20 protein-coding genes are annotated in these 21,834 nt (G+C 68.2%); 13 read left to right on the plus strand and 7 right to left on the minus strand.

The annotated features are described in order from the left end of the window. Window positions 1–119 precede the first annotated feature (119 nt). The 3 genes from hprK to hpf form a co-directional block, all read right to left on the minus strand. Window positions 120–1,076, minus strand: coding sequence for an HPr(Ser) kinase/phosphatase (hprK, locus tag G4D77_RS13925; RefSeq protein ID WP_016449143.1), 957 nt, complete (start codon window positions 1,074–1,076; stop codon window positions 120–122). Window positions 1,077–1,108: 32 nt separating this feature from the next. Further along, window positions 1,109–1,582, minus strand: coding sequence for a PTS sugar transporter subunit IIA (locus G4D77_RS13930; protein WP_016452020.1), 474 nt, complete (start codon window positions 1,580–1,582; stop codon window positions 1,109–1,111). A gap of 155 nt (window positions 1,583–1,737) precedes the next feature. Continuing rightward, complete coding sequence (hpf, locus tag G4D77_RS13935) at window positions 1,738–2,097, minus strand: ribosome hibernation-promoting factor, HPF/YfiA family (RefSeq protein WP_016449141.1); 360 nt, start codon at window positions 2,095–2,097, stop codon at window positions 1,738–1,740. Window positions 2,098–2,461: 364 nt separating this feature from the next. Here hpf and G4D77_RS13940 point away from each other — a divergent pair, with 364 nt between their 5' ends. Continuing rightward, window positions 2,462–3,385: a phosphoribosylaminoimidazolesuccinocarboxamide synthase gene (locus G4D77_RS13940; protein ID WP_016449140.1), complete on the plus strand. Its 924-nt coding sequence runs from the start codon at window positions 2,462–2,464 to the stop codon at window positions 3,383–3,385. A gap of 142 nt (window positions 3,386–3,527) precedes the next feature. After that, entirely contained in the window at window positions 3,528–4,112 is a 585-nt protein-coding gene (locus tag G4D77_RS13945) for a DJ-1/PfpI family protein (RefSeq protein WP_016449139.1), read from the plus strand. Window positions 4,113–4,141: 29 nt separating this feature from the next. Here G4D77_RS13945 and G4D77_RS13950 read toward each other — a convergent pair whose 3' ends face one another. After that, window positions 4,142–5,002: a DMT family transporter gene (locus G4D77_RS13950; RefSeq protein ID WP_154836028.1), complete on the minus strand. Its 861-nt coding sequence runs from the start codon at window positions 5,000–5,002 to the stop codon at window positions 4,142–4,144. Between the two features lie 94 nt (window positions 5,003–5,096). Here G4D77_RS13950 and G4D77_RS13955 point away from each other — a divergent pair, with 94 nt between their 5' ends. From G4D77_RS13955 to G4D77_RS13965, 3 genes are all read left to right on the plus strand, one after another. Next, the gene (locus tag G4D77_RS13955; RefSeq protein WP_154836030.1) at window positions 5,097–5,987 is read left to right on the plus strand and encodes a LysR family transcriptional regulator; all 891 of its coding nucleotides are present in this window, start codon (window positions 5,097–5,099) and stop codon (window positions 5,985–5,987) included. Between the two features lie 86 nt (window positions 5,988–6,073). Beyond that, a complete protein-coding gene (locus G4D77_RS13960) occupies window positions 6,074–7,774 on the plus strand; it encodes a molecular chaperone HscC (RefSeq protein ID WP_016449136.1) in 1,701 nt (566 codons plus the stop codon). Further along, window positions 7,717–9,732, plus strand: coding sequence for a J domain-containing protein (locus tag G4D77_RS13965; RefSeq protein WP_411527991.1), 2,016 nt, complete (start codon window positions 7,717–7,719; stop codon window positions 9,730–9,732). The genes G4D77_RS13960 and G4D77_RS13965 overlap by 58 nt, the downstream gene beginning before the upstream one ends. A gap of 9 nt (window positions 9,733–9,741) precedes the next feature. On the opposite strand, the gene G4D77_RS13970 is transcribed toward G4D77_RS13965, so the two are convergent. Further along, window positions 9,742–10,677 carry a LysR substrate-binding domain-containing protein gene (locus G4D77_RS13970; RefSeq protein ID WP_047217899.1) on the minus strand — a complete coding sequence of 312 codons (936 nt, stop codon included), beginning with the start codon at window positions 10,675–10,677 and terminating at the stop codon, window positions 9,742–9,744. A 99-nt stretch (window positions 10,678–10,776) separates the two neighbouring features. Between G4D77_RS13970 and G4D77_RS13975 the strand changes: the two genes are divergently transcribed. Further along, window positions 10,777–11,583, plus strand: a complete 807-nt coding sequence (locus G4D77_RS13975; protein WP_154836035.1) for an aminotransferase class IV family protein — start codon at window positions 10,777–10,779, stop codon at window positions 11,581–11,583. 62 nt (window positions 11,584–11,645) lie between these two features. Here the strand turns inward: G4D77_RS13975 and trxA are convergent, their stop codons facing one another. Then, the gene (trxA, locus tag G4D77_RS13980) at window positions 11,646–12,602 is read right to left on the minus strand and encodes a thioredoxin (RefSeq protein WP_016449132.1); all 957 of its coding nucleotides are present in this window, start codon (window positions 12,600–12,602) and stop codon (window positions 11,646–11,648) included. A gap of 275 nt (window positions 12,603–12,877) precedes the next feature. On the opposite strand from trxA, the gene G4D77_RS13985 reads away from it, so the two are divergent. The 5 genes from G4D77_RS13985 to G4D77_RS14005 all read left to right on the plus strand — a co-directional run bounded on the left by G4D77_RS13985 (window position 12,878) and on the right by G4D77_RS14005 (window position 18,003). Continuing rightward, window positions 12,878–13,864, plus strand: a complete 987-nt coding sequence (locus G4D77_RS13985; RefSeq protein WP_213757970.1) for an ABC transporter ATP-binding protein — start codon at window positions 12,878–12,880, stop codon at window positions 13,862–13,864. Further along, window positions 13,861–15,249, plus strand: a complete 1,389-nt coding sequence (locus G4D77_RS13990; RefSeq protein ID WP_154836039.1) for a hypothetical protein — start codon at window positions 13,861–13,863, stop codon at window positions 15,247–15,249. The genes G4D77_RS13985 and G4D77_RS13990 overlap by 4 nt, the downstream gene beginning before the upstream one ends. Before the next feature lie 83 nt (window positions 15,250–15,332). Next, on the plus strand, window positions 15,333–15,830 hold the full coding sequence (gene purE / locus G4D77_RS13995) for a 5-(carboxyamino)imidazole ribonucleotide mutase (RefSeq protein ID WP_016449129.1): 498 nt from the start codon (window positions 15,333–15,335) through the stop codon (window positions 15,828–15,830). Then, a complete protein-coding gene (locus G4D77_RS14000) occupies window positions 15,827–16,993 on the plus strand; it encodes a 5-(carboxyamino)imidazole ribonucleotide synthase (protein WP_016452029.1) in 1,167 nt (388 codons plus the stop codon). Before purE ends, G4D77_RS14000 begins: the two co-directional genes overlap by 4 nt. Window positions 16,994–17,004: 11 nt before the next feature. Then, entirely contained in the window at window positions 17,005–18,003 is a 999-nt protein-coding gene (locus G4D77_RS14005) for an L-threonylcarbamoyladenylate synthase (RefSeq protein ID WP_016452030.1), read from the plus strand. A 15-nt stretch (window positions 18,004–18,018) separates the two neighbouring features. Here G4D77_RS14005 and G4D77_RS14010 read toward each other — a convergent pair whose 3' ends face one another. Next, window positions 18,019–18,915: a MurR/RpiR family transcriptional regulator gene (locus tag G4D77_RS14010; protein ID WP_154836041.1), complete on the minus strand. Its 897-nt coding sequence runs from the start codon at window positions 18,913–18,915 to the stop codon at window positions 18,019–18,021. 104 nt (window positions 18,916–19,019) lie between these two features. Here G4D77_RS14010 and G4D77_RS14015 point away from each other — a divergent pair, with 104 nt between their 5' ends. Together G4D77_RS14015 and iolB are read left to right on the plus strand one after the other, a co-directional pair. Then, window positions 19,020–20,993, plus strand: coding sequence for a bifunctional 5-dehydro-2-deoxygluconokinase/5-dehydro-2-deoxyphosphogluconate aldolase (locus tag G4D77_RS14015; protein ID WP_154836043.1), 1,974 nt, complete (start codon window positions 19,020–19,022; stop codon window positions 20,991–20,993). Beyond that, window positions 20,990–21,793 carry a 5-deoxy-glucuronate isomerase gene (gene iolB / locus G4D77_RS14020; protein WP_154836045.1) on the plus strand — a complete coding sequence of 268 codons (804 nt, stop codon included), beginning with the start codon at window positions 20,990–20,992 and terminating at the stop codon, window positions 21,791–21,793. The genes G4D77_RS14015 and iolB overlap by 4 nt, the downstream gene beginning before the upstream one ends. The last annotated feature ends 41 nt before the right edge of the window (window positions 21,794–21,834 follow it).

Raw genomic sequence — 21,834 nt, forward strand, 5'->3', positions numbered from 1 at the left:
GACAACGCACCGCGCGCAAACATGGGCGCACGGTCCGCAAACAATCCCGGGGAAAACAGTGGGGCCCAGGCAACAGGCCGCCGGCAACAGGCAGCCGGACGCCACGACGGCGCAGACCGCTAGAAGGTGTCGCCGCGTTCCATGGCGCGGCGGTGGCGCTGCACGAATTCCTGGTAGGTGTCGATGCCGCGCAGCTGCAAGATGGCATTGCGCACGGCCGCCTCCACCAGCACGGCGATGTTGCGGCCCGCCACCACCTGGATCACCACCTTGCGCACGGGCACGCCGAGCACATCCTGCGTCAGCGGCTCGGCTGGCAGCCGCTCGTATTCGCGCTCCATGGTTTCCTTGCGCACCAGGTGCACGATGAGCTTGAGACGCATCTTGCGGCGCACGGCCGTCTCGCCAAAGATGGCGCGGATATCGAGCAGGCCGATGCCGCGCACCTCCAGCAGGTTCTGCAGCAGCTCGGGGCACTTGCCTTCGATCGTGGTCTGGTTGATGCGGTACAGGTCCACGGCATCGTCGGCCACCAGGCCGTTGCCGCGCGTCACCAGCTCCAGCCCCAGCTCGCTCTTGCCCAGGCCCGATTCGCCCGTGATCAGCACGCCCATGCCCAGGATGTCCATGAACACGCCATGCATGGTCGTGCGGTCGGCGAAATGCTTGGCCAGGTAGGCACGCAGCACATCGATCACGAAGGCCGACTGCTCGCGCGTGGCGAACATGGGAATGTGGGCGCGCTCGCACATGGACAGCAGCGCCTCGGGCGCCGTCTGGCCATCGGCCAGCACCAGCACGGGCGGCTCCAGCGTGACGATGCGTGCCACGCGGCGCTGGCAGTCCTGCGGCGTGGCGTTGGTCAGATAGGCGATCTCACGCTCGCCCAGCACCTGCAGCCGGTAGGGATGGATGTAGTTCAGGTAGCCGACGAGATCGGCGCCCGAGCGCGCCGAGCGCACGGCCATCTCGTCGAAGCGGCGCTCCGAGGCCCCCAGGCCCGCCACCCACTCCCAGCGCAGGCTGGAGCGGAACTCCTCGAAAAGGACGTCGGCGCTGATGGCACTGGGTCTCATGGCAAGGCCCGTGAAAAGGGGAAGACGAAAGTCTAGACCAGCGGGGCGGCGGAAGACTGCCAGCCGGCAATCATTCCATGCAGCCGGGCCGCATCGCCGCAGGACTTCAGCCGCTCGCGCAGCTGGCTGTCGCTGAGCAGTTCGGCGATTTCAGAAAGGATTTCCAGATGCTTTTGCGTCGCCGCTTCGGGCACCAGCAAAAAAATCAGCAGGCCCACGGGCTGCTCATCGGGCGCATCGAAGCCAATGGGATGGTCCAGCTGGAACACGGCTGCCATCGGAGCGGTCAGCCCCTTGATGCGACCGTGGGGAATGGCCACGCCATGGCCCAGCCCCGTCGAGCCCAGGCGTTCACGCGCGAAGAGGCTGTCGGTGATGAGTGCGCGGGACAGGCCATGCAGGCTCTCGAATAGCAGACCTGCTTCTTCGAAAGCGCGCTTTTTGCTGGTGACGTCGACGCTCACGAGCACTTGAGCGGCGGGCAGGATGGAGGCAAGACGGTTCATGGTTCGGGAAACAATTATGCACCGCAGTGCCGGAAACCGTGGGGAAACCCTGACCCCCATCAAAAACCGCCCCGAAGGGCGGTGGTCATGCGTGGCACATCAGCCACAAAAACGCAGGTATTGTAAGCGCCCGCACAGGGCCGGCGCCTTACCTGTCACCCGACTGACGCCAGGGTCAGTCCAGCATCATCGAGCCGCTTGGCCGTGCCGTAGCGGCTGCCCTGCTGGCGGGTCTTGTAGCGCACCACGAGGCGGTCCAGCTTGTCAGCCAGCGCGTCGACGGCGGCATAAAGGTCGAAGTGAGAGGTTTCGACAAAGAGATCCTGGCCCTTGACGCGCAGCGTGCAACCGGCACGTTGGCGCTTTTCCTTCTCCTTCTGGTTATGAACGGTCAGCAAGACCTTGACATCCACCACCTGGTCAAAGTGTCGAAGAATGCGTTCGAGCTTGGCCATGACGTAACTGCGCAGCGAGGGAGTGACCTCCAGGTGATGCCCACTAATCGTCAGATTCATATCTAAACACTCCTTGCTCTGGATGGAAACAGCCCGGTCCACCGGGGGACGATCCGCCGGGACAGGTGCTTGCAGGCCGGAATGCGCATTCGTTTGCTTGCGAATCCACTATGCGCCCGGGTCGGGTCAAAAGCAACGCCGCAAGCCGATAGCGCAGGACGGTGCAGGGCCTTGGAGGCGGGTTTTGCGCGCCATGCGATTGGGCGCACAATCGGCGGGTTTGCCAGGCTGCGCCCCTGGGGTGGGGGTGGCCACAGGCCGTCCGTCACCGTGAGGCGCCGTTGGGTAGAATCGCGCTCCTGCGCGTGCCGCTTGCAGCCCTCCGGCCCCTGCAGCCTCTTTGCCAGATTGCCCCTTGCCTCACATGACCACCCAGTCCCGTCCCTCCGCCCTGCACACTTCCAACATTGCCTCGCTGCCGCTGCTCGCGCGCGGCAAGGTGCGCGACAACTATGCCGTGGGCGATGACCGCATCCTGATGGTGGCCTCGGACCGCCTCTCGGCCTTTGACGTGATCATGGGCGAGCCCATCCCCGGCAAGGGCGAGCTGCTGACGCAGATGGCGCTGTTCTGGTTCGACAAACTCGGCCACATCTGCCCCAACCACCTGACCGGCGAAGCGCCCGAATCCGTGGTCACGCCCGCCGAAGTGCCCCAGGTCACGGGCCGCTCCATGCTGGTCAAGCGCCTCAAGCCCGTGCTGATCGAGGCCGTGGTGCGCGGCTACCTGGCCGGCAGCGGCTGGAAGGAATACCAGGAATCGCGCTCGGTCTGCGGCGTTCCCCTGCCCGAAGGCCTGACCAACGCCGCCAAGCTGCCCGAGCCCATCTACACGCCGGCCGCCAAGGCCGAGATGGGCGACCATGACGAGAACATCACCTACGAGCGCACGGTGGAGATGGTCGGCGAGAAGCTGGCCTCCCAGATCCGCGATACAGCCATCCGCATCTACAAGGAAGCCGCCGCCATCGCCCTCGAAAAGGGCATGATCATTGCCGACACCAAGTTCGAATTCGGCCTGGACGAAAACGGCGAACTGGTGCTGATGGACGAGGTGCTCACGCCCGACAGCTCGCGCTACTGGCCCGTGGAAGGCTATGCCCAGGCGCTGGCCAAGGGCGAGAACCCGCCCAGCTACGACAAGCAGTTCGTGCGCGACTGGCTGGAGCAGGCCCAGGTCAACGGCAAGCCCTGGGACAAGAGCGCCCCGGCGCCCCGCCTGCCCCAGGAGGTGACCGAGAAGACGGCCGCCAAGTACCGCGAAGCGCTGCAGCGCCTGACGGCCTGAGCTGCAGCCTGCCTGTCCCCGCAAAAGAGAGCTTCGGCTCTCTTTTTCATTGCGCGGGCCCGTTTCTGCAGCCGGTCACGTTGGCGTCACCGACACTGCCACAATGCTTGTTCCCTCTGACTTTTTTCGAAGGAGCAAGCACATGGCCGGCAAGAAGATTCTGATGATCTGCGGAGACTACTGCGAGGACTACGAAACCATGGTCCCGTTCCAGGCCCTGCAGGCCGTGGGACACACGGTGCACGCGGTCTGCCCCGACAAGAAGGCGGGGGACCACATCAAGACGGCCATCCATGATTTCGAGGGCGCCCAGACCTACAGCGAAAAGCCCGGCCACAACTTCACGCTCAACGCCAGCTTCGCCGACATCAAGCCCGAGCAGTACGACGCCCTGGTGATCCCCGGCGGACGCGGCCCCGAATACCTGCGCAACTACGATGCCGTGCGCGCCGCCGTGCGCCACTTCTTCGACAACAACAAGCCCGTGGCCGCCGTCTGCCATGGCGCCCAGCTGCTGGCCGGCGCCGGCGTGCTCAAGGGCCGCACCTGCTCGGCCTACCCGGCCTGCCGTGCCGAGGTCGAACTGGCCGGCGGCACCTACGCCGACATCGGCGTGGACCAGGCGCACACCGAAGGCAATCTGGTCAGCGCCCCCGCCTGGCCGGCCCATCCGGCCTGGATCGCACAGTTCCTGTCCCTGCTGGGCACGCGCATCAGCCACGGCTGAGCACGCAGCCGCCGTTGGCGCCGGGCGGATCAACCGCCCCAGCGCACCAGCACGATGCCGCCGAACACCAGGGCCGAGGCCAGCATGCGCACGCGGCCCAGGCGCTCGCGCATCAGCCAGGCGGCAATCCAGCCTGCAAACAGCACGCTGCTTTCACGCAGTGCAGACACAAGCCCCATGGGCGCCTGCGACAGCGCCCAGGTCGCCATCCAGCTGGCGCTCAGCTGCATGGCGGCGGCCAGGGCACACAGGCGCCAGGTGCGTGCATCGGCGCGCAGCACGGCGGGGCCGCGCCGCCAGGCAACGATCAGCACCGTGGCCAGGCCATCGCCCAGCGTGAGCAGGGCCGCATAGAGCAGCGCGGAGCCGGATGCGCGCGCACCCAGCCCGTCGATGACCGTGTAGCAGGCAATCATGGCGCCCGTGGCCAGCGCATAGCCGCTGCCGCCATAACCGCTGGCCGCGCCGCTGCGCAACGACAGCGCCAGCACGCCCAGCGACAGGCACAGCACGCCGGCCAGCCCGGTCGCGCCCGGCCACTCTCCGGCCAGCAGCGCCGCGCCCAGCGTCACGAACAGCGGCGCACTGCCGCGTGCCACCGGGTAGACCACGCCGAACTCGCCATGCTGGTAGGCCCGCGGCAGCACGAAGTGGTAGACGGTGTGCACGGCCACCGAGGCCGCCAGCCACCCCCAGACCGATGCATCCCACAGCGCCGCCGCACGCCAGTCCAGCCAGGGCAGCACCAGCAGCGACCACAGGCTGGCCAGCCCCGTGGTCAGCGCCATGGCGACCATCTTGTCGCCGCCCAGCTTGATGGCGCTGTTCCATCCCGCATTCATCAGCGCGGCCCCCAGGGCCGCGGCCAGCACCGCGTTGCTCAATTCCATTCCATGGCCTCGTTCCTGATACGGGACGGGATGATGGATTCACATCCAGATTAGATAAAGTCGAATCTTCGGAACCTTATCTTCAGGAAACCTGATGCGACGCCTGAACCTCGACCAGCTCCAGACCCTGGTGGCCGTGGCCGACCTGGGTACCCTGGCCGCCGCCGCCCAGGCCCTGCACCTGTCGCCGCCTGCCGTCAGCCTGCACATCCAGGAGCTGGAAGCGCGCCTGGACACACCGCTGCTGGTGCGCGGCAAGCGCCAGGCGCAGCTGACGCCTGCGGGCGAACTGCTGGCCGAAGGCGGACGCAGCCTGCTGGCAGACAGCGAATCCCTGCTGCGCCAGGTGCGCAAGCGTGCCGAGGGCTTTGGCGCCAGCGTGCGCATAGGCGCCTCGGCCGGCGTCAGCCCCCTGCTGCTGCCCGAACTGCTGCAATGGCTGGCCGAGCACGCACCAAGCGTGGAGCTGCGCCTGGAAGTCGTGAGCTCGGCCCAGGCCATGCAGCGCCTGGCGGCCGGCAGCCTGGACCTGGCCCTGGTCGGTCTGCCCCAGCCCGTGGCTGCGGGGCTCGAGGTGCTGGCCTGGCGCAACGACCCCATGGAGCTGTTCGCGCCGCCGCAGATGCCGCTGCCCGACCAGATCACGCCCGAATGGCTCAACGCCCAGCCCTGGATAGGCTTTGCCGCCGGCACCCAGATGCACCGCCTGCTGTCGCAATGGTTTGCCCAGGCCGGCCTGCTGCCCCAGCCGCGCATGGAGATCAGTTATCCCGAAGGCATACGCGCCCTGGTCGCCGCAGGCCACGGTCCCACCGTCCTGCCACGCGAGGAGCCCATGGACGCCGTCAGCCGCACCCTTCAGCAGCGCGAGCTGAGTCCCGCCCTGACACGCCCGCTGGGTCTGGCCTGCCGCAGCGCCTCGCAGCAAGACCCGGCCGTGCAGGCCGTGGTGCGCGGGTTGATGCGATTTGCCGACACTCTTTGATCGCGGCAGCCCAGCCCTCGAAATCCCATAGTCGGGGCCTATGACATCGGACAAAATGCCTCCCCACATCATTGAGAGGGAGTGCAATGCTAGTTGGAATCGATCTGGGCACCACCAATAGCCTGATCAGCATTTATCGCGATGGCAAGACCGAACTCATACCCAATTCGCTGGGCCATTTCCTGACTCCGTCGGCCATCAGCATTTCGGACGATGGTGCCATTCTGGTGGGCCTGGCGGCCCGGGAACGTGTTACCACGCATCCCCAACAATCGGCCATGGCGTTCAAACGCTGGATGGGCACGGACCACACGGTTGTGCTGGGGCCCAAGCGTCTGCGCGCCGAGGAGTTGAGCGCGCTGGTCATTGGCGCACTGGTGGCGGATGCGCAAGCCTATCTGGGCGAACCCGTGACCGAGGCAGTCATTACCGTGCCGGCCTATTTCAACGATGTGCAGCGCAAAGCCACGCAGGCGGCTGGCCAATTGGCAGGTATCAAGGTGGAACGGCTGCTCAACGAGCCCACGGCAGCCGGCCTCGCCTATGGCCTGCAGGAAAGGCCGGATCACTCGACCTTTCTGGTGTTCGATCTGGGCGGCGGCACCTTTGACGTTTCCGTGCTCGAGTACTTCGAAGGCGTGGTGGAAGTGCGCGCCAGCGCCGGGGACACGCGCCTGGGCGGCGAGGACTTCGCGCAGGTATTGGTGGATTGGTTCATTGAGCAGACGCCTGCCCTGCGCAGCGTTCCGCGGGAGACCCTGTCTTCGGACGGGGGGCTCTGGCATGCCGCTGAACAGGCCAAACGCGACCTCAGCGAGAGCGAGTCGACTGAAATGCGGTTTACCTACCAGGAGACGCCGCATGCATTGACGCTCAGCCGTGCCGACTATGAAAACCGCTGCGCAGACCTGCTGCAGCGACTGCGCAGGCCGCTGGAACGCGCCATGCTCGATGCGCAATTGGACATCGCCAATCTGGATGAAGTGGTACTGGTCGGGGGCGCCAGCCGCATGCCCATGGTCCGCCAGTTGGTCACGCGCCTGTTCGGCCGACTGCCGCTGCGCACCATCCATCCCGATGAAACGATTGCACACGGCGCAGCCATTCAGGCCGGCCTCAAATCACGCAATGCCGCACTCAGCGAAATCGTGTTGACCGATGTGATGCCTTATTCGCTGGGAGTCGTGAGTTCGGAAAATATCGATGGACGGCATTACAGCGACCGCTTTTCACCCATCATCGAACGCAATACGCCGGTGCCGGTATCGCGTGTCCAGACCTACAGCACCGTTCAGGATGGACAGACGCGCATCGTCATCGACGTGCGCCAGGGCGAGTCACCCATTGGCACAGAGAACCTGAAACTCGGCGATCTGGAGGTCGAGATACCGGCGAAGGGACGCGGCGAGATCAGCATCAATATCCGCTTCACCTATGACGTCAATGGTCTGCTCGAAGTGGAAGGGCATATTCCGGCAACCGGCCAGACCACCAGCACGCTGATCAAGCGCAGCGATCATGTCCTGAGCGACGAGCAGATCCAGGAGGCCCTGCTCAAGCTGCGCGCACTCAAGATCCATCCGCGCGACAAACAGGAAAACGCTTATCTGGTCGCCCGGGCCAAGCGGCTGTACGAAGACAGGCTGGGCCCTGCGCGACAGGACATAGGTCACGCGCTGGCGCGTTTCGAAGCCATTCTCGACAGCCAGGACGAGCAGCAGATCCGCCAGTGGCGCGGCGAGTTCAGGAAGTACCTGGACAGCATCGACAAGGGCTTCGTGCTATGAGCTTCTGGCAAGTACTGGGCATTGAAGCCACGACCGACCTGCCGGCCATCAAGAAGGCCTACGCATCCAGGCTCAAGCACACGCGGCCCGATGACGATGCGGCCGCCTATCAATCACTGCGCGAGGCCTATGACCTGGCCCTGCAGCACGCCAGGCGACCGGCCACGGGCGATACGCAGATGCCGAGCATGGCTGCAGTTGAGCAGGTATCCAGTGCCAGGTCTGCGCAGCAGGAACAAGAGCCTGCACCGCTGTCGGAGCCGGTCCCGGGCCCCGGGACTCAACCTCTGCCCGGCAACACGGACGCAGCAGAACCCCAGGCACAGGAAGCCGCCTTCATCCCGCCCAGGGATCTGGCGCACGAAACGCTCAACTACCTCAAACAGGCAGGGCCTGATGCACTGCTGAACGGCTGGCCCAATCTGCGGCGGGAGCTGGACAAGCTGCCCCTGTCACAGCGTCCTGACGCCTGCAACTGGTTTGCGCAGTTGGTGATCGAGGTGCCCGAGCTTCCGCCGGCATTTGCGCGCGCCCTGTCGGAGTATTTCGCCTGGGAGACGGATTTCCGCGCCTGGCAATGGATGGGGCATGCCCGCGCCACCGCCTTGCGGGAGCAACTGGACCAACTGGAATCCCGTTTCTACCCCGATCCTGCCTTCAGGCAGTACTACGGCCAAATCGCGCTGTTCGGGCAACTGGTGCAGCAGCTTGCAAAGTGGCGCATCTACCTGCTGGCGATGCTCGCCCCCAGCCGGTTTGCCCGCCTATGGAACGAACTCAGCCCGGGGCAGCGCTATGCGCTCGGCGTCCCGAAGCCGCCGCTGCATTCACTTGCCGACCACGCCATGGAAATGGGCTGCGCCTTCCGGACTGCCCTGGTGGTCTTTCTCTCGTCCGTGCTGATGTCCTGGAGCGAATATGCCCATGAGCCCTGGTGGGTCCGACTCATGGCGGTGCTCCTCATCGGGTATGGCACGTTCGTGATGGCCGGCTACGCCTACCGCGGGGTGCTGCACGTCAAGCACGCCCAGCACGCGGCACTGTGGAAGGGGCGACTCAGCCGCAACAGGATGCTGGCGATGGTCTGGACTGCCGTGGCGCTCATGGTGACGGCGACGGCCATTTTCGGCATATGGGAGGCCCGCATGTGGCCCGTGCTCTTCACCTCGGTGGACAGCACGCCGCTGCTCTTCGTGGCCGTGATGCTGGTGCTGGTTGCCTACTGGCTGGCGCTGCTGCCCGCCAGCCCGGCTGGCAAGGCCTTGCCGCCTCTGCTGCTGTGGTGCGCCCTGGCCGTGCAGGCCCTGCCATGGTTCAAGGGCATGCCCTGGACCGGAGCCCTGGTCGGCGCAACCTGGTTTCTGGTCTGTGCCATCGCGTACACGCTGCACGGTGACCGCATGGAGCAGGCATGGCATGGATTCAGGCAGTCGGTCGTTCTGCGCAAGCAGCAGCGGCGCAGTTCGAGCCTGCAGGAAATACTCGTACTCTCGCTGGCATTGCTGCGCCGCACAATCGCACTGCCCTACCGGCTGATGGTGCTGGGCTCGGAACAATCCCCCCATTTCTTGGCTGCTGTACTTTGCATGTCGATGGTGGCCATCGTCCCCGAATATCGTGCGTGGCAGATCCCTCTGACGGCCTGTGCCATGGCCGCTGTATCCCTGTTCAGCAGTCTCTGCTTCGACAACGCAGCGACCGCCCTGATACCCGACCAGCCGAAGTCCGCCTGGCGCGGCTGGCTCGGCTTGGCGATGCTGGGCCTGTGGCTGATCTGGGCCGGGATGTACTGGCGCGATCCCGCTGCGATCCACGCACTCCTTGGCGGTGCGCCGCACAAGGAGGCCGCGGGGTCACCTTTCCTGGACGCCATCGTCTTTTATCTGGTGCCGCTGCTGCCCCTGTTTCTCAACCAGGGCTGGTTCCAGTTCCAGAGGATCAAGCCTGCGAACACCTGAATCGCAGGCTCAGGCGGGCAGCAGCCCGTCTCCTGCCAGCCCGGCCTCTTGCAGCACCCACGCACGCAGCGCCTCGATGGCCGGCTGGCCCTGGCTGCGCCGGGGGTACAGCAGGTGGTAGGCATAGGCCGGGCCCAGGCCCACGGCGATGTCGAACAGGCGCACCAGGCGGCCACGGGCCAGGTCTTCGGCCACCAGGTCCTGCTCGACCAGGCCCACGGCGCCGCCGTCCAGCACGGCCTGCACGACATGGCTGGAGTCGGTGAATGCGATGCAGCGGCCTGCGTCCAGGCCCTCCACGCCGGCCGCCGCCATCCACATCGGCCAGTTCGGCCAGACCTGGCCGTCCACCATGCAGTCCACGTGGCACAGCGTGTGGCCCAGCAGGTCGGCGGGGCTGGCCAGCGGCGGGCCGGACTGCAGCAGGGCGGGGCTGCAGACGGGGATGACCCTGGCGTCGAACAGGCGCACCGCCAGGGTGTGCGGATCACGGCCGGTGCCGAAGCGGATGGCGGCGTCGATGTCATCGGCGTCGAAGTCGCGCACCTCGTCGCTGATGTCAAAGCTCAGTTCGATCTGCGGATGCGCGGCGCGAAAGCGCGGCAGCCGGGGCAGCAGCCACTGCGTGGCAAAGCGCGCGCCCAGCGACAGGCGCAGCCGCGTCTCGCCCCGGGCCAGCTGGCGCGCCCGGCCGGTGGCGCGCCGCAGCAGGCCCAGCGCCTCGGCCGTGGCCTCCAGCAGCACGCTGCCTGCGGGCGTGAGCTGCATGCTGCGGCTATTGCGCGTGAAGAGGACGAGGCCCAGCTGTTCCTCCATCTCCTTGATCTGGTGACTGACCGCCGCCGGGGTCAGCCCCAGTTCGTCGGCCGCACGCGTGAAGTTCAAGTGGCGCCCTGCGGCCTCGAAGCTGCGCAGGGCGCGCGTGCCGGGTGGAAGCTGGCGCATGGATCTTCAAATCTTTCTTGATGGAGCATCGAATACTACTTGCTTCCTCTTTTGGAACCGCCATCGAACAATCAAGAAAACTTGTTGATGGATGAATCCATGGAAACCGCCTCTTTCTTCACCAGCCTTATCGATGGGCAGCCCGCTACGGCGGCCGAACTCGCCGCCCTGGCCTTTGCCGGCCATGCCCATTTCACGGCCATGCAGGTGCGCGGCGGCAGGCTGCGCGGGCTGGACCTGCATCTGCAGCGCTTGCGCCAGGCCTCGCTGGAGCTGTACGGCCAGGCCTTGTCCGATGACCATGTCCAGGCACAGCTGCGGAAGGCGCTTGCCAACGGCCCGCAGGATGTGTCGCTGACCGCCACGGTGTACTCGCCTGCCGGTGAATTCACGGCCGCCGATGCGCGGCCGCGCATGCTGGTGCGGACCTCGGCACCCGCCTCGGGCCCTGCCGGGCCCTTGAGCCTGGCGCTGTTCGAGCATGAACGCATGCTGCCCCACCTCAAGCATGTGGGCGAGGTGGCGAAGACGCATCTGCTGCGTCGCGCCGTAGCCCAGGGCTTTGACGATGCCGCCTTTGCCGATCGCCACGGCCGTATTGGCGAGGCCACCATCTGGAACCTGGCCTTCTGGGATGGAGATGCCGTGGTCTGGCCGCGCGCCCAGGTGCTGCCGGGCACGACCGAGTCCATGCTGCGGCGCCAGCTGCAGCGCCTGGGCGTGGCGCAGCGCGAGGCCGTGCTGACCCTGGCCGACCTGCCATCCCTGGCCGGCGCCGTGGTGATGAATTCATGGTCCCCCGGCATTGCGGTCAGGCGCCTGGCCGATGTGCATCTGCCGGATGCGCCCGGCTTCGTGCAGTTGCTGCACCGCGCGCATGCGGCCGAGGAGCCGGTTGCACCCTGAGCCCTCGCCATGAAAAAAGGGAGCCGCAAGGCTCCCGTCTCTTCACCGGCGCGCGGCCGGACTCAGTTCAGCGCCATGCTGAGCTTGCGGCGGTAGCCGTTGACCAGCTGCGTGGCCTCGTCCTGCTCGGCCGCGCCCTTGCCCAGCAGCTCGATGCCGCCGCTGCTCTTGCCGGGGATGGCGTCCTGCTTCTTGGGCTTCGGGGGTGTGAGCAGCTCCAGGATGCCCACATAGAGCTTGCGCGCGGCCTGGCCGTTCCATTCCTTGTCGCGCATGATGATTTCCAGCAGCTCGTCCATGCTGGCTGCCCACTGGCCTTCGGCGGCCAGGGCCTGGGCCTTGCCGAAGCGGGTGTCGAAGTCGCGCTTGTTCTGTGCGATGACGGCATCGAACTGGGCAAACTCCCAGTTGCCGCGATCGTCGTTGTGCACGAAGAGCATGCACTGCAGCCATTGGTTGAGCGCCTCGAAGCGTGTGGGCTGGGGAATGCGCTTGAGCGGCTCGGTCAGCAGGGCGCCGGCCTCTTCGTAGCCGCCCGTGGCGATCAGCAGGCGCACGTAGTCGAAGCGCGCATCGTCATTGGCCGGGTCGGCGGCCAGGGCGTCGGCCAGCTTTTGCAGGGCGGCCTGCGTGTCGCCGGCTTCCAGCAGCTGGTGGGCCTCGTCGGCTTCGGCCTCGGCCGCCAGCTCGCCTTCGGAGGGCAGGTGCTTGTCCAGGAACTCGCGCAGCTTGCCTTCGGGCTGGGCGCCCATGAAGCCGTCCACGGGCCGGCCGCCCATCATCAGGATGCAGGTCGGGATGGAGCGGATGCCGAACATGCCGGCCAGCTGCTGCTCCTGGTCGGAATCGATCTTGACCAGCTTGAAGCGGCCTTCGTAGGCCACTTCCAGCTTTTCCAGGATGGGGCCCAGCGTCTTGCACGGGCCGCACCAGGGCGCCCAGAAGTCGACGAGCACCGGCACCTGCATGGAGGCGGCGACGACTTCGGCTTCGAAATTCTCAATGGTGACATCAATCATGTGATCAGACCCTGTGGCAAGGCGCGCGGCCAGGGCGCGCGAACTGTGGCGGTTCGGAGTTCGGCGGCCGGATGCCTCCGATGCGGACCGTGTGATTCTCCAGCAATTCCAAGGCCCAGGGCGTGAACGCCATGGACGGCAACCACCCCAGTTGGGAGCCGGCTGCGTGCATTTCAAGCCGCCCGGCCGGGGACGAGGCGCGGCAGCGCTGGGCTATATTGGCGCGCTGAGCCGCCATTGCGGCCTGCCATCAACACAATGAGGGAGGGCTCGCCTTGATCAAGGTTTCGCAGCTGGTGTTCGAGTACCCGGGCCACCGCGCGCTGGACGGCGTCAGCGTCCATATCGCCGCAGGCACCGTCACGGCCCTGGTGGGGCCCAACGGCGCCGGAAAATCCACGCTGATGCGCTGCATCGCCGGGCTGGACCAGCCGCTGTCGGGCCAGGTCGAGGTGCATGGCATTGCCGTGCAGGAGCAGCCCCGCGAAGTGCACCGGCACCTGGGCTATCTGTCGGATTTCTTCGGCCTCTATGACCGCCTGAGCGTGCGGCGCTGCCTGCAGTACGCAGCCCTGTCCATGGGCGTGCCCCCGTCCGAGGCGCCGCAGCGCGTGGCGCACGTGGCCGGGCAGCTGGGCCTGGCCGATCTGCTGGAGCGCCTGCCCACCGAGCTGTCTCGCGGCCAGCGCCAGCGCGTGGCCATCGGCCAGGCCATCGTCCACCAGCCGCGCGTGCTGCTGCTGGACGAGCCGGCCAGCGGCCTGGACCCCGAGGCACGCGCCAGCCTGTCCCGGCTGATGCGTGCGCTGCAGGCCCAGGGCATGACCCTGATCGTCTCCAGCCACATCCTCAGCGAACTGGACGAGTACTGCACCCACATCCTGAGCCTGCGCGGCGGCCGCGTGGAAAGCCACGAGGCCCTGCACGGCGGCATCAAGGCACCTGCCGCCGGCGGCGATGCGCCGCTGGCACTGTCCGCACTGGAGCTGGCGCCGCCCCCGGGTGCCTCGGCCGGGTCGCTGGCACGGCAGCTGCACCTGGTCCTTCCCGACACCCCTGTGCCGCCGCCCGATGACCAGGGCCTGGTGCATCTGCAGCTGTGGCTGCCCACCCTGCCGCGCGAGCGCGCCGATCTGCTGGCCCGCCTGGTCGGTACCGGCCTGCCCGTGGCCAGCCTGGCCCCGATGCGCGAGCGCCTGCAGGACCGCTATGCGCGCGGCCTGCAGAACGCAGCAACCCCCACCCCTGCGGAGCAGCCATGACGCACAACCCCGAATTCCAGCGCCAGCTCTGGCTCAACTGGCGGCCGTCCCAGCTGGGCTGGAGCCTGCTGCTCACCGCCTTGCTGCTGGCCACGCCAATGGCCCTGGTCCAGCCCGACCGCCGCTTGCACACGCTGCTGATCGCCGCCCTGGTCGGCATGTGGATCGCCGCGGCCGGCCTGGGCAGCGTGCTGGCCGGGCGCGGCCTCAACGAGGAAGCGCGCCAGCACACCTGGGACTGGCAGCGCCTGTCAGCCCTCACGCCCTGGCAGATGGCCTGGGGCAAGCTGCTGGGCGCCCCGCTGCCGGCCTGGCTGTACATGCTGTGGTGCGCGCTGGCCGTGCTGGCCACCTCGGCAGGCCAGCCGGGCGGGCTGGCCTGGGGCGTGCACGCCGTGCTGCAGGCCGCGCTGTGGGGCCTGGCCCTGCAGGCCTGGAGCATGCACTCCGTGCTCATGGGCTGGGGGCCGAAGGAGCAACCCGCGCGCCGCATCCGCTTCGTGCTGGTGCCGCTGCTGTTCGTGATGGTGCTGCCCGGCCCCATCCTGGGCCGGTTGACCGAGCAGCTGGGCCGCGAGGAAGGCCGCCCTGTGCTGTGGTGGTCCGTACCGCTGCACGGGCGCGGCGCCATCTACCTGTTCGGCGCCATCGCGCTGGGGCTGGGCCTGCTGGCCCTGTGGCGGCTGCTGTGCACGCGGCTGGATGTGCGCACCCTGCCCTGGGCCTGGCCGCTGGGCCTGTGCGTGGCGGGCCTGGCCTTTGGCGGCATGCACCTCGATGCAATGCAGTTGCAGGGCCCCGGCCCGGCCTCCTTCTTCGCATGGACCACGGGGCTGGCGCTGGCGGGCACGGCCTATGTCTGCCTGCACGGCATGGACGAAGGCCTGCGCAGCTGGCGCCAGGTGCAATGGTGCGTGTTGCAGGGGCGCTGGCGTGGCGCGCTCGAGGCCCTGCCGCTGTGGCCCGTGAGCTGGCTGCTGGCCGTGCTGGCCTGTGCGCTGTGGCTGCTGTGGCCCGCAGGCGGCCAGCCCATCCTGCCCGGTACAGCCCAGTTGGCGGCACTGGCAACGGCGCAGTTGCTGCGTGATGCCGCGCTGGCCACGGGCTTTTCCCTGCTGGCCGGGCGCATCAAGTCGCCGCTGGCCGCGTTCGCCGTCACCTGGCTGCTGGTCAACATCGTGCTGCCGCTGCTGGCCTTTGGCCTGGCCGGGGCCGATGCCGCCATGCTGGCCCAGCCGCTGGCAGCCGGCCTGACCAAGCCCGTCACCAGCGGCATGTGGCTGTCGCTGGCCGTGCAGGTGGGGCTGGCCCTGGCCTGGCTGGCCCATGTGTTTCGCCAGCGTGTGCTGGGTTTTGCGCGCGAGCAGCACACGGCTGTGCGGTGATTTGCAGGGGGATGCGGGCCGATCCGGACTAAAAAAGTAAAATCGCGGGTTCCACTAGGCCGGGCCGCAGGCGCCCTCACGACATGAACTCCATCCAGATCGGTGTGGTCATGGGCTCCAGCAGCGACTGGGAGACCATGCAGCACGCAGTTGCCATTCTTCAGCAATTTGGCATCGCCCATGAAGCCCAGGTCGTCTCGGCCCACCGCATGCCCGACGACATGTTCGCCTATGCCGAAGCCGCCGCCGGCCGGGGCCTGAAGGCCATCATCGCGGGCGCCGGCGGCGCCGCCCACCTGCCCGGCATGATCGCCGCCAAGACCGTGGTGCCCGTGCTCGGCGTGCCGGTGGCCAGCCGCCACCTGCAGGGCGTGGACTCGCTGCACTCCATCGTGCAGATGCCCAAGGGCGTGCCCGTGGCCACCTTTGCCATCGGCGCGGCCGGCGCGGCCAATGCGGCCCTGTTCGCCGTGGCCCTGCTGGCCAATGAGGACCCGGCCCTGCGGGCGAAGCTCGAAGCCTTCCGCGCCGAGCAGACCGCCGCCGCGCGTGCCATGACGCTTCCCTCGGTGGCCGCATGAGCGCCGCTGAAGTGATCCTGCCCGGCGCCACCCTGGGCGTTCTGGGCGGCGGCCAGCTCGGCCGCATGTTCGTGCAGTCGGCCCAGGCCATGGGCTATTTCACGGCCGTGCTCGACGCCGACCCGACCAGCCCCGCGGGCCTGGTGAGCCACCACCACATACGCACCGGCTACGAAGACCCGCAGGGCCTGGCCGAGCTGGCGCGCCTGGCGGCCGCCGTCACCACCGAATTCGAGAACGTGCCCGCCGCGGCGCTGAACCTGCTGGCCGCCCAGCGGCCGGTCTCGCCGGCTGGCTCCTCCGTGGCCATTGCCCAGGACCGTGCCCAGGAGAAGGCCCACTTCGTGCGCTGCGGCGTGCCCTGCGCGCCCTATGCGGTGATCGAGACGCCGGCCCAGCTGGCGGCCGTGCACGCCAGCCTGCTGCCCGGCATCCTCAAGACCGCGCGCATGGGCTACGACGGCAAGGGCCAGGTGCGCGTGAAGAACGCCGCCGAGCTGGCCACCGCCTGGGAGCAACTGGGCCGCGTGGCCTGCGTGCTGGAAAAAATGCTGCCGCTGGCCCATGAATGCTCGGTCATCGTGGCGCGCGGCCGTGACGGCTCCATGGTCAACCTGCCCGTGCAGCGCAACCTGCACCGCGAGGGCATCCTCTCCGTCACCGAGGTCTACGAAGGCAACCTGCCACAGGCCCAGGTCGAGCAGGCGCTGGCCGCCGCACGTTCCGTGGCCGACGGCCTGGCCTACGTGGGCGTGCTGTGCGTCGAATTCTTCGTGCTGCAGGACGGCATGCTCGTGGTCAACGAGATCGCGCCGCGCCCGCACAACAGCGGCCACTACAGCCAGAACGCCTGCGATGTCTCGCAGTTCGAGCTGCAGGTGCGCTGCATGACCGGCCTGCCGCTGACGCAGCCGCGCCAGCACAGCCCGTCCATCATGCTGAACCTGCTGGGCGACCTGTGGTTCAAGGACGGCGAACAGGCCCAGGCGCCGGCCTGGGACCAGGTCCTGGCCCTGCCCGGCTGCCACCTGCACCTGTACGGCAAGCACGACGCCAAGCGCGGCCGCAAGATGGGCCACCTGAACGTCACCGGCCCCACGCCCGAGGCCGTGCGCTCCACCGCCCTGCAGGCCGCTGCCATCCTGGGTATAGAGCCGTTCTGAAGGCCCGCGCGATGATTCTTGATGGAACGCTGGCGGCCTCTGTCCAAGCCGCCGCACAGGCGCTGCAGCGCGGCGAACTGCTGGGCCTGCCCACGGAAACCGTCTACGGCCTGGCGGCCGATGCCGACAACGACGCGGCCGTCGCGCAGATCTTCACTGCCAAGGGCCGGCCGCCCAACCATCCGCTCATCGTGCATGTGGCCGACAGCGGCGCCATCACGCGCTACGCACGTGAAGTGCCGCTGTTCGCGCAGCAGCTGATCGACGCCTTCTGGCCCGGCCCGCTGACCCTGATCCTGCCGCGCCTGCCCCAGGCCGCCCGCGCCTCGACCGGCGGCCAGGACAGCGTGGGCCTGCGCTGCCCCTCCCACCCCGGCGCCCATGCCGTGCTGGCCGCCTGCCAGCAGTTGCAGCCGCCCGTCTGGGGTGTGTCGGCGCCCAGCGCCAACAAGTTCGGCCGCGTCAGCCCCACCACGGCGGCCCATGTGGCCGACGAGTTCGGCGACGCGCTGCTGGTGCTGGACGGCGGCGCCTGCGAAGTGGGGATTGAATCGACCATCGTGGACTGCACGCGCGGCGTGCCCGTGCTGCTGCGCCCCGGCGCCATCACGCGCGACGACATCGAGCGCGCCTGCGGCCAGCGCCCGCTGTCCAAGGAAGAGCTGCAGGAGAACACCCCACGCGCCTCCGGTACCCTGCTGGCCCACTACGCGCCCAACGCCAAGGTCCGGCTCATGGATGCAAGGCAGCTGCAGGCCGGGCTGGACGTGCTGGGCGCCGACGCCCGGAACCTGGCCGTCTACCACCGCGCACCGCTGCGCACCGCCTCGCGCGCCGTCACGCTTCGCGCCATGCCCGCCGACGCCGCCGCCACCGCGCGCGAGCTGTTCGGCGCCCTGCGCGACTTCGACGAGATCGGCGCCCAGCTGATCTGGATCGAGACCCCGCCCGACACGCCGGACTGGGAAGGCGTGCGCGACCGGCTGCTGCGCGCGGCGGCGGCCGGCTGACACCAGCACCCTCTTCTAAGGCTTGCGGGACGGTTCGTACGCCAGCTCCATCCGGTAGGCCAGCGCCAGGAACAGCGACTGCGCCAGGGTCAGCGTGCTGGTCAGGGAGCGAAAGCCGAAGGTGGCTGCGTCCTGGGCCAGCAGGGTGACGGTGGCGCGGGATGCCAGGGGGCTGAGCTGGCTGTCGGTCAGCGCCAGCAGGCGCGCGCCGCGTGCCAGGGCCGCGTCCACCACCTCCAGCGTTTCGGGCGCATAGGGCTCGAAGGAGACGGCCAGCATCACGTCGCCGGGCGACAGCGCGCGCAGCTCGCCCTTTTGCATGGCGCCCAGGCCGTGCAGCCAGTGCACGGGCTTTTCGGTGTGCTGCAGCGCATAGGCCAGGTAGGCGCCCACGGGGAAGGCGCGGCGCGAGGCGGCCAGCCACAGCGAGGGGGCATCCAGCATGAGGTCCACCGCCGCCTCGAACTGCTCGGGCGGCAGGCCGCGCTGCAGGGCCTGCAGGCTTTCGATGCTGCCTTCGATGACCTCGTGCGCCAGGCGCGCGCTGCTGCGTGGCTCGTTGCCCGAGGCGATCAGGCCCCGGATGCGGTCCTGGTAGTCATGCTGGGCCGAGAGCTGGCGCGCCGCATCGGCGCGGAACAGCGCCTGCAGTTCCGAGTACCCCGAGAACCCGAAATGCTTGGCAAAGCGCACCACGGCAGAAGGCTGCACACCGCACTGTTCGGCCGTGGCCTGGATGCCGTCGAAGGCCAGGCGGTCGCCCTGCATCTCCACATGCCGGCCTATGGCCTTGAGCTGGCGGCTCAGTGCCTCGAAGCCCTGGCGCAGCACGTCCAGGAAGGCAGCGCGGTCGGCGTAAGGGCCGCAGGCCGCAGTGGCGCCCGCATCGGCCAGTGTTTTTCTATTTTTCATATTTGTGGAAAATATTTTCTATTTCGATCTATGATCGCACGAACGCAACGATTATGGGGAGGCCCGCACGCCCCGGGCCCCTCGCAACGCACGGGCCTATGACCATGAGCATGCTGAACTTTCCCTCCGACCGTCCGCTGGACGTGGCCTGCCTGGGCCGTCTGGCCGTGGACCTGTACGCGCAGCAGATAGGCTGCAGCCTGGAAGAGGCCAGCAGCTTTGCCAAGTACCTGGGCGGCTCCTCCGGCAACATGGCCTTCGGCACGGCGCGCCTGGGGCTGCGCTCGGCCATGATTTCGCGCGTGGGCAATGAGCACAACGGCCGCTTCCTGGTCGAGACGCTGCAGCGCGAGGGCTGCGACACCAGCCAGGTGCAGGTCGATGCCCGGCGCCTGACCGGCATGGTGCTGCTGGGCATCAAGGACCAGGAGACCTTCCCCCTGCTGTTCGCCCGCGAGGACTGCGCCGACATGGCGCTGGACGCCGCAGCCATCAGCGAGGAATTCCTGGCCCGCTGCCGCTGCCTGGCCATCACGGGCACCCACCTGAGCGCGCCCGGCGTGCTGGCCGCCAGCCGCAGGGCGCTGGAGATCGCGGGCCGCCACGGACTGGTGCGCGTGCTGGACATCGACTACCGGCCCGTGCTGTGGGGCCTGACCGGACGGGGCGACGGCGAGACACGCTATGTCGCCAGCGCCGAGGTCAGCCGCAGGCTGCAGGCCGAGCTGGGCCCGTTCGAACTCATCATCGGCACCGAGGAGGAATGGCTGATCGCCGGCGGCGTGGAGGGTGACCTGATCGCCAGCCTGCGCCGCGTGCGCGAATGCAGCCGCGCCGTCTTCGTGGTCAAGCGCGGGCCGCTGGGCTGCTCGCTGATCGAAGGCGCGGTGCCCGATGCCATCGACCAGGCGCCCACGGTGCCGGGCGAACGCGTGGAAGTGCTCAATGTGCTGGGCGCGGGCGATGCCTTTGCCTCCGGCCTTCTGTCGGGACTGCTGCGCGGCAAGAGCCTGGCCGAATCTGCGGCGATTGCCAACGCCTGCGGCGCCATCGTGGTCTCGCGCCATGGCTGCGCGCCGGCCATGCCCACGCAGGCCGAGCTGGCGCACTGGTTCTCGGGCCACCGCCATCCGCGTCCCGACCAGGACCCCGAGCTGTCCCACCTGCACCGCGTCAGCCGCGCGCGGCCGCAGTGGCCCGCGCTGTGCGTGCTGGCCTATGACCACCGCAGCCAGTTCGACGATCTGGCGCGCGAGGCCGGCGCAGCGCCCGCGCGGCTGCGCCCGCTCAAGCGGCTGATCAACGAGGTGGTCGCCCAGGTCGAGCGCGACCCGGGCAATGCGGGCCGCATGGGCGTGCTGATCGACGGCCGGCACGACCTGGGCGAGGCTGCGCTGCACGACGCCACGGGACGCGGCTGGTGGATAGGCCGGCCCATCGAGCTGCCGGGCTCGCGCCCGCTGCGCTTCGACGGCACGGACTCGCTGGCTTCCGAGCTGCTGCACTGGCCGCAAAGCCATACCGTCAAATGCCTGGTTTTCTACCACCCCGACGACACGCCCGCACTGCGCGCCGAGCAGGATGCCTGGCTGCAGCAGGTCTGGACCGCCACGCGCGCCAGCGGCCATGAGCTGCTGCTGGAAGTGATCCCGCCAAAGGACACGCTGGCGCCCGACGACCGGGGCGAGGCCGTGCTGCGCGCCATACGCCATTTCTACGACCTGGGCCTCAGGCCCGAATGGTGGAAGGTCGGCACCATGGCGCGCGAGAACTGGGAGGCACTGGACGCCCTGGTGAACGATCGCGACCCGTGGTGCCGGGGCGCCGTGATCCTGGGCCTGTCCCAGCCCGTGGAGCAACTGGTGCAGGGCTTTGCCCAGGCGCGGGCGCCCGTGGTCAAGGGTTTCATGATCGGCCGCAGCGTCTGGGCCGGCCCGGCCCTGCAGTGGCTGCGCAACGAGCTGGACGACGCCGCGCTGCGCGATGCCGTCGCCGCCAACTTCCGTGCGCTGATCGCCGGCTGGGATGCCAGCCGCGTGGAAACCTCCCAGGACATCACCGAAGGAGCTGCAGCATGAGCCTGCTCGTCAAGGCCGCGCCCGGCCGCATCGTCACCGACATCACGCCGGCCAGTGCGGGCTGGAAGCACATCCACTTCAAGGCCCTGAGGCTGCAGGCAGGCGAGCAGGAGGAGTTGTCCACGGGATCGCTTGAATACTGCATCACCGTGCTCACCGGCCAGGTGGATTTGCAGGTCGGCAGCCAGGCGTTCAGCGCCCTGGGCAGCCGCGCCAGCGTGTTCGAGGAGAGTGCGCCCACGGCCGTGTACGTGCCGCCCGGCCAAAGCCTGCGCATCACGGCGCGCAGCCCAGCCGACGTTGCCTTGAGCGCCGCACCCGCCACGGGCCGCCATGCCACGCGCGTGATCGCGCCCGAAAGCATGCGCCGCAGCGTGCGAGGCCAGGGCAGCAACACGCGCCATGTCTGCGACATCCTGCCCGAGACCGAGGCGGCCGAGTCCCTGCTGGTGGTCGAGGTCATCACGCCGGCGGGCAACTCGTCCAGCTACCCGCCGCACAAGCACGACAGCGCCGACCCCGCCGCGCCGGACGCCGAGACCGTGCTGGAGGAAACCTACTTCCACCTGCTCAACCCCAGCCAGGGCTTTGCCTTCCAGCGCGTCTACACCGATGACCGCAGCATCGACCAGGCCATGGCGGTGGAGCATCGCGACACCGTGATGGTGCCGCGCGGCTACCACCCCTGCGTGGCCCCGCACGGCTACGACCTCTACTACCTCAACACCATGGCCGGGCCCGAGCGGCGCTGGGCCTTTCGCAACGACCCCGCGCATGAATGGATGCTGCGGCCGCGCTGACGCACGGCGCAACAGACACCCATAAAAACCACCGGAGACAA

This window comes from Delftia sp. WY8 (genome assembly GCF_018437695.1).
In the GTDB taxonomy this organism is placed as follows: domain Bacteria; phylum Pseudomonadota; class Gammaproteobacteria; order Burkholderiales; family Burkholderiaceae_C; genus Comamonas; species Comamonas tsuruhatensis.

Bases quoted from the DNA above. Each gene is read 5' to 3' on its own strand.
- G4D77_RS13940 (WP_016449140.1), top strand. From the start codon at position 2,462: ATGACCACCCAGTCCCGTCCCTCCGCCCTGCACACTTCCAACATTGCC.
- G4D77_RS13930 (WP_016452020.1), bottom strand. From the start codon at position 1,582: ATGAACCGTCTTGCCTCCATCCTGCCCGCCGCTCAAGTGCTCGTGAGC.
- G4D77_RS13970 (WP_047217899.1), bottom strand. From the start codon at position 10,677: ATGCGCCAGCTTCCACCCGGCACGCGCGCCCTGCGCAGCTTCGAGGCC.
- G4D77_RS13950 (WP_154836028.1), bottom strand. From the start codon at position 5,002: ATGGAATTGAGCAACGCGGTGCTGGCCGCGGCCCTGGGGGCCGCGCTG.
- iolB (WP_154836045.1), top strand. From the start codon at position 20,990: ATGAGCCTGCTCGTCAAGGCCGCGCCCGGCCGCATCGTCACCGACATC.
- G4D77_RS13945 (WP_016449139.1), top strand. From the start codon at position 3,528: ATGGCCGGCAAGAAGATTCTGATGATCTGCGGAGACTACTGCGAGGAC.
- purE (WP_016449129.1), top strand. From the start codon at position 15,333: ATGAACTCCATCCAGATCGGTGTGGTCATGGGCTCCAGCAGCGACTGG.
- G4D77_RS14010 (WP_154836041.1), bottom strand. From the start codon at position 18,915: ATGAAAAATAGAAAAACACTGGCCGATGCGGGCGCCACTGCGGCCTGC.
- G4D77_RS14005 (WP_016452030.1), top strand. From the start codon at position 17,005: ATGATTCTTGATGGAACGCTGGCGGCCTCTGTCCAAGCCGCCGCACAG.
- trxA (WP_016449132.1), bottom strand. From the start codon at position 12,602: ATGATTGATGTCACCATTGAGAATTTCGAAGCCGAAGTCGTCGCCGCC.
- G4D77_RS14000 (WP_016452029.1), top strand. From the start codon at position 15,827: ATGAGCGCCGCTGAAGTGATCCTGCCCGGCGCCACCCTGGGCGTTCTG.
- G4D77_RS13955 (WP_154836030.1), top strand. From the start codon at position 5,097: ATGCGACGCCTGAACCTCGACCAGCTCCAGACCCTGGTGGCCGTGGCC.
- hpf (WP_016449141.1), bottom strand. From the start codon at position 2,097: ATGAATCTGACGATTAGTGGGCATCACCTGGAGGTCACTCCCTCGCTG.
- hprK (WP_016449143.1), bottom strand. From the start codon at position 1,076: ATGAGACCCAGTGCCATCAGCGCCGACGTCCTTTTCGAGGAGTTCCGC.
- G4D77_RS13975 (WP_154836035.1), top strand. From the start codon at position 10,777: ATGGAAACCGCCTCTTTCTTCACCAGCCTTATCGATGGGCAGCCCGCT.
- G4D77_RS14015 (WP_154836043.1), top strand. From the start codon at position 19,020: ATGAGCATGCTGAACTTTCCCTCCGACCGTCCGCTGGACGTGGCCTGC.
- G4D77_RS13960 (WP_016449136.1), top strand. From the start codon at position 6,074: ATGCTAGTTGGAATCGATCTGGGCACCACCAATAGCCTGATCAGCATT.
- G4D77_RS13990 (WP_154836039.1), top strand. From the start codon at position 13,861: ATGACGCACAACCCCGAATTCCAGCGCCAGCTCTGGCTCAACTGGCGG.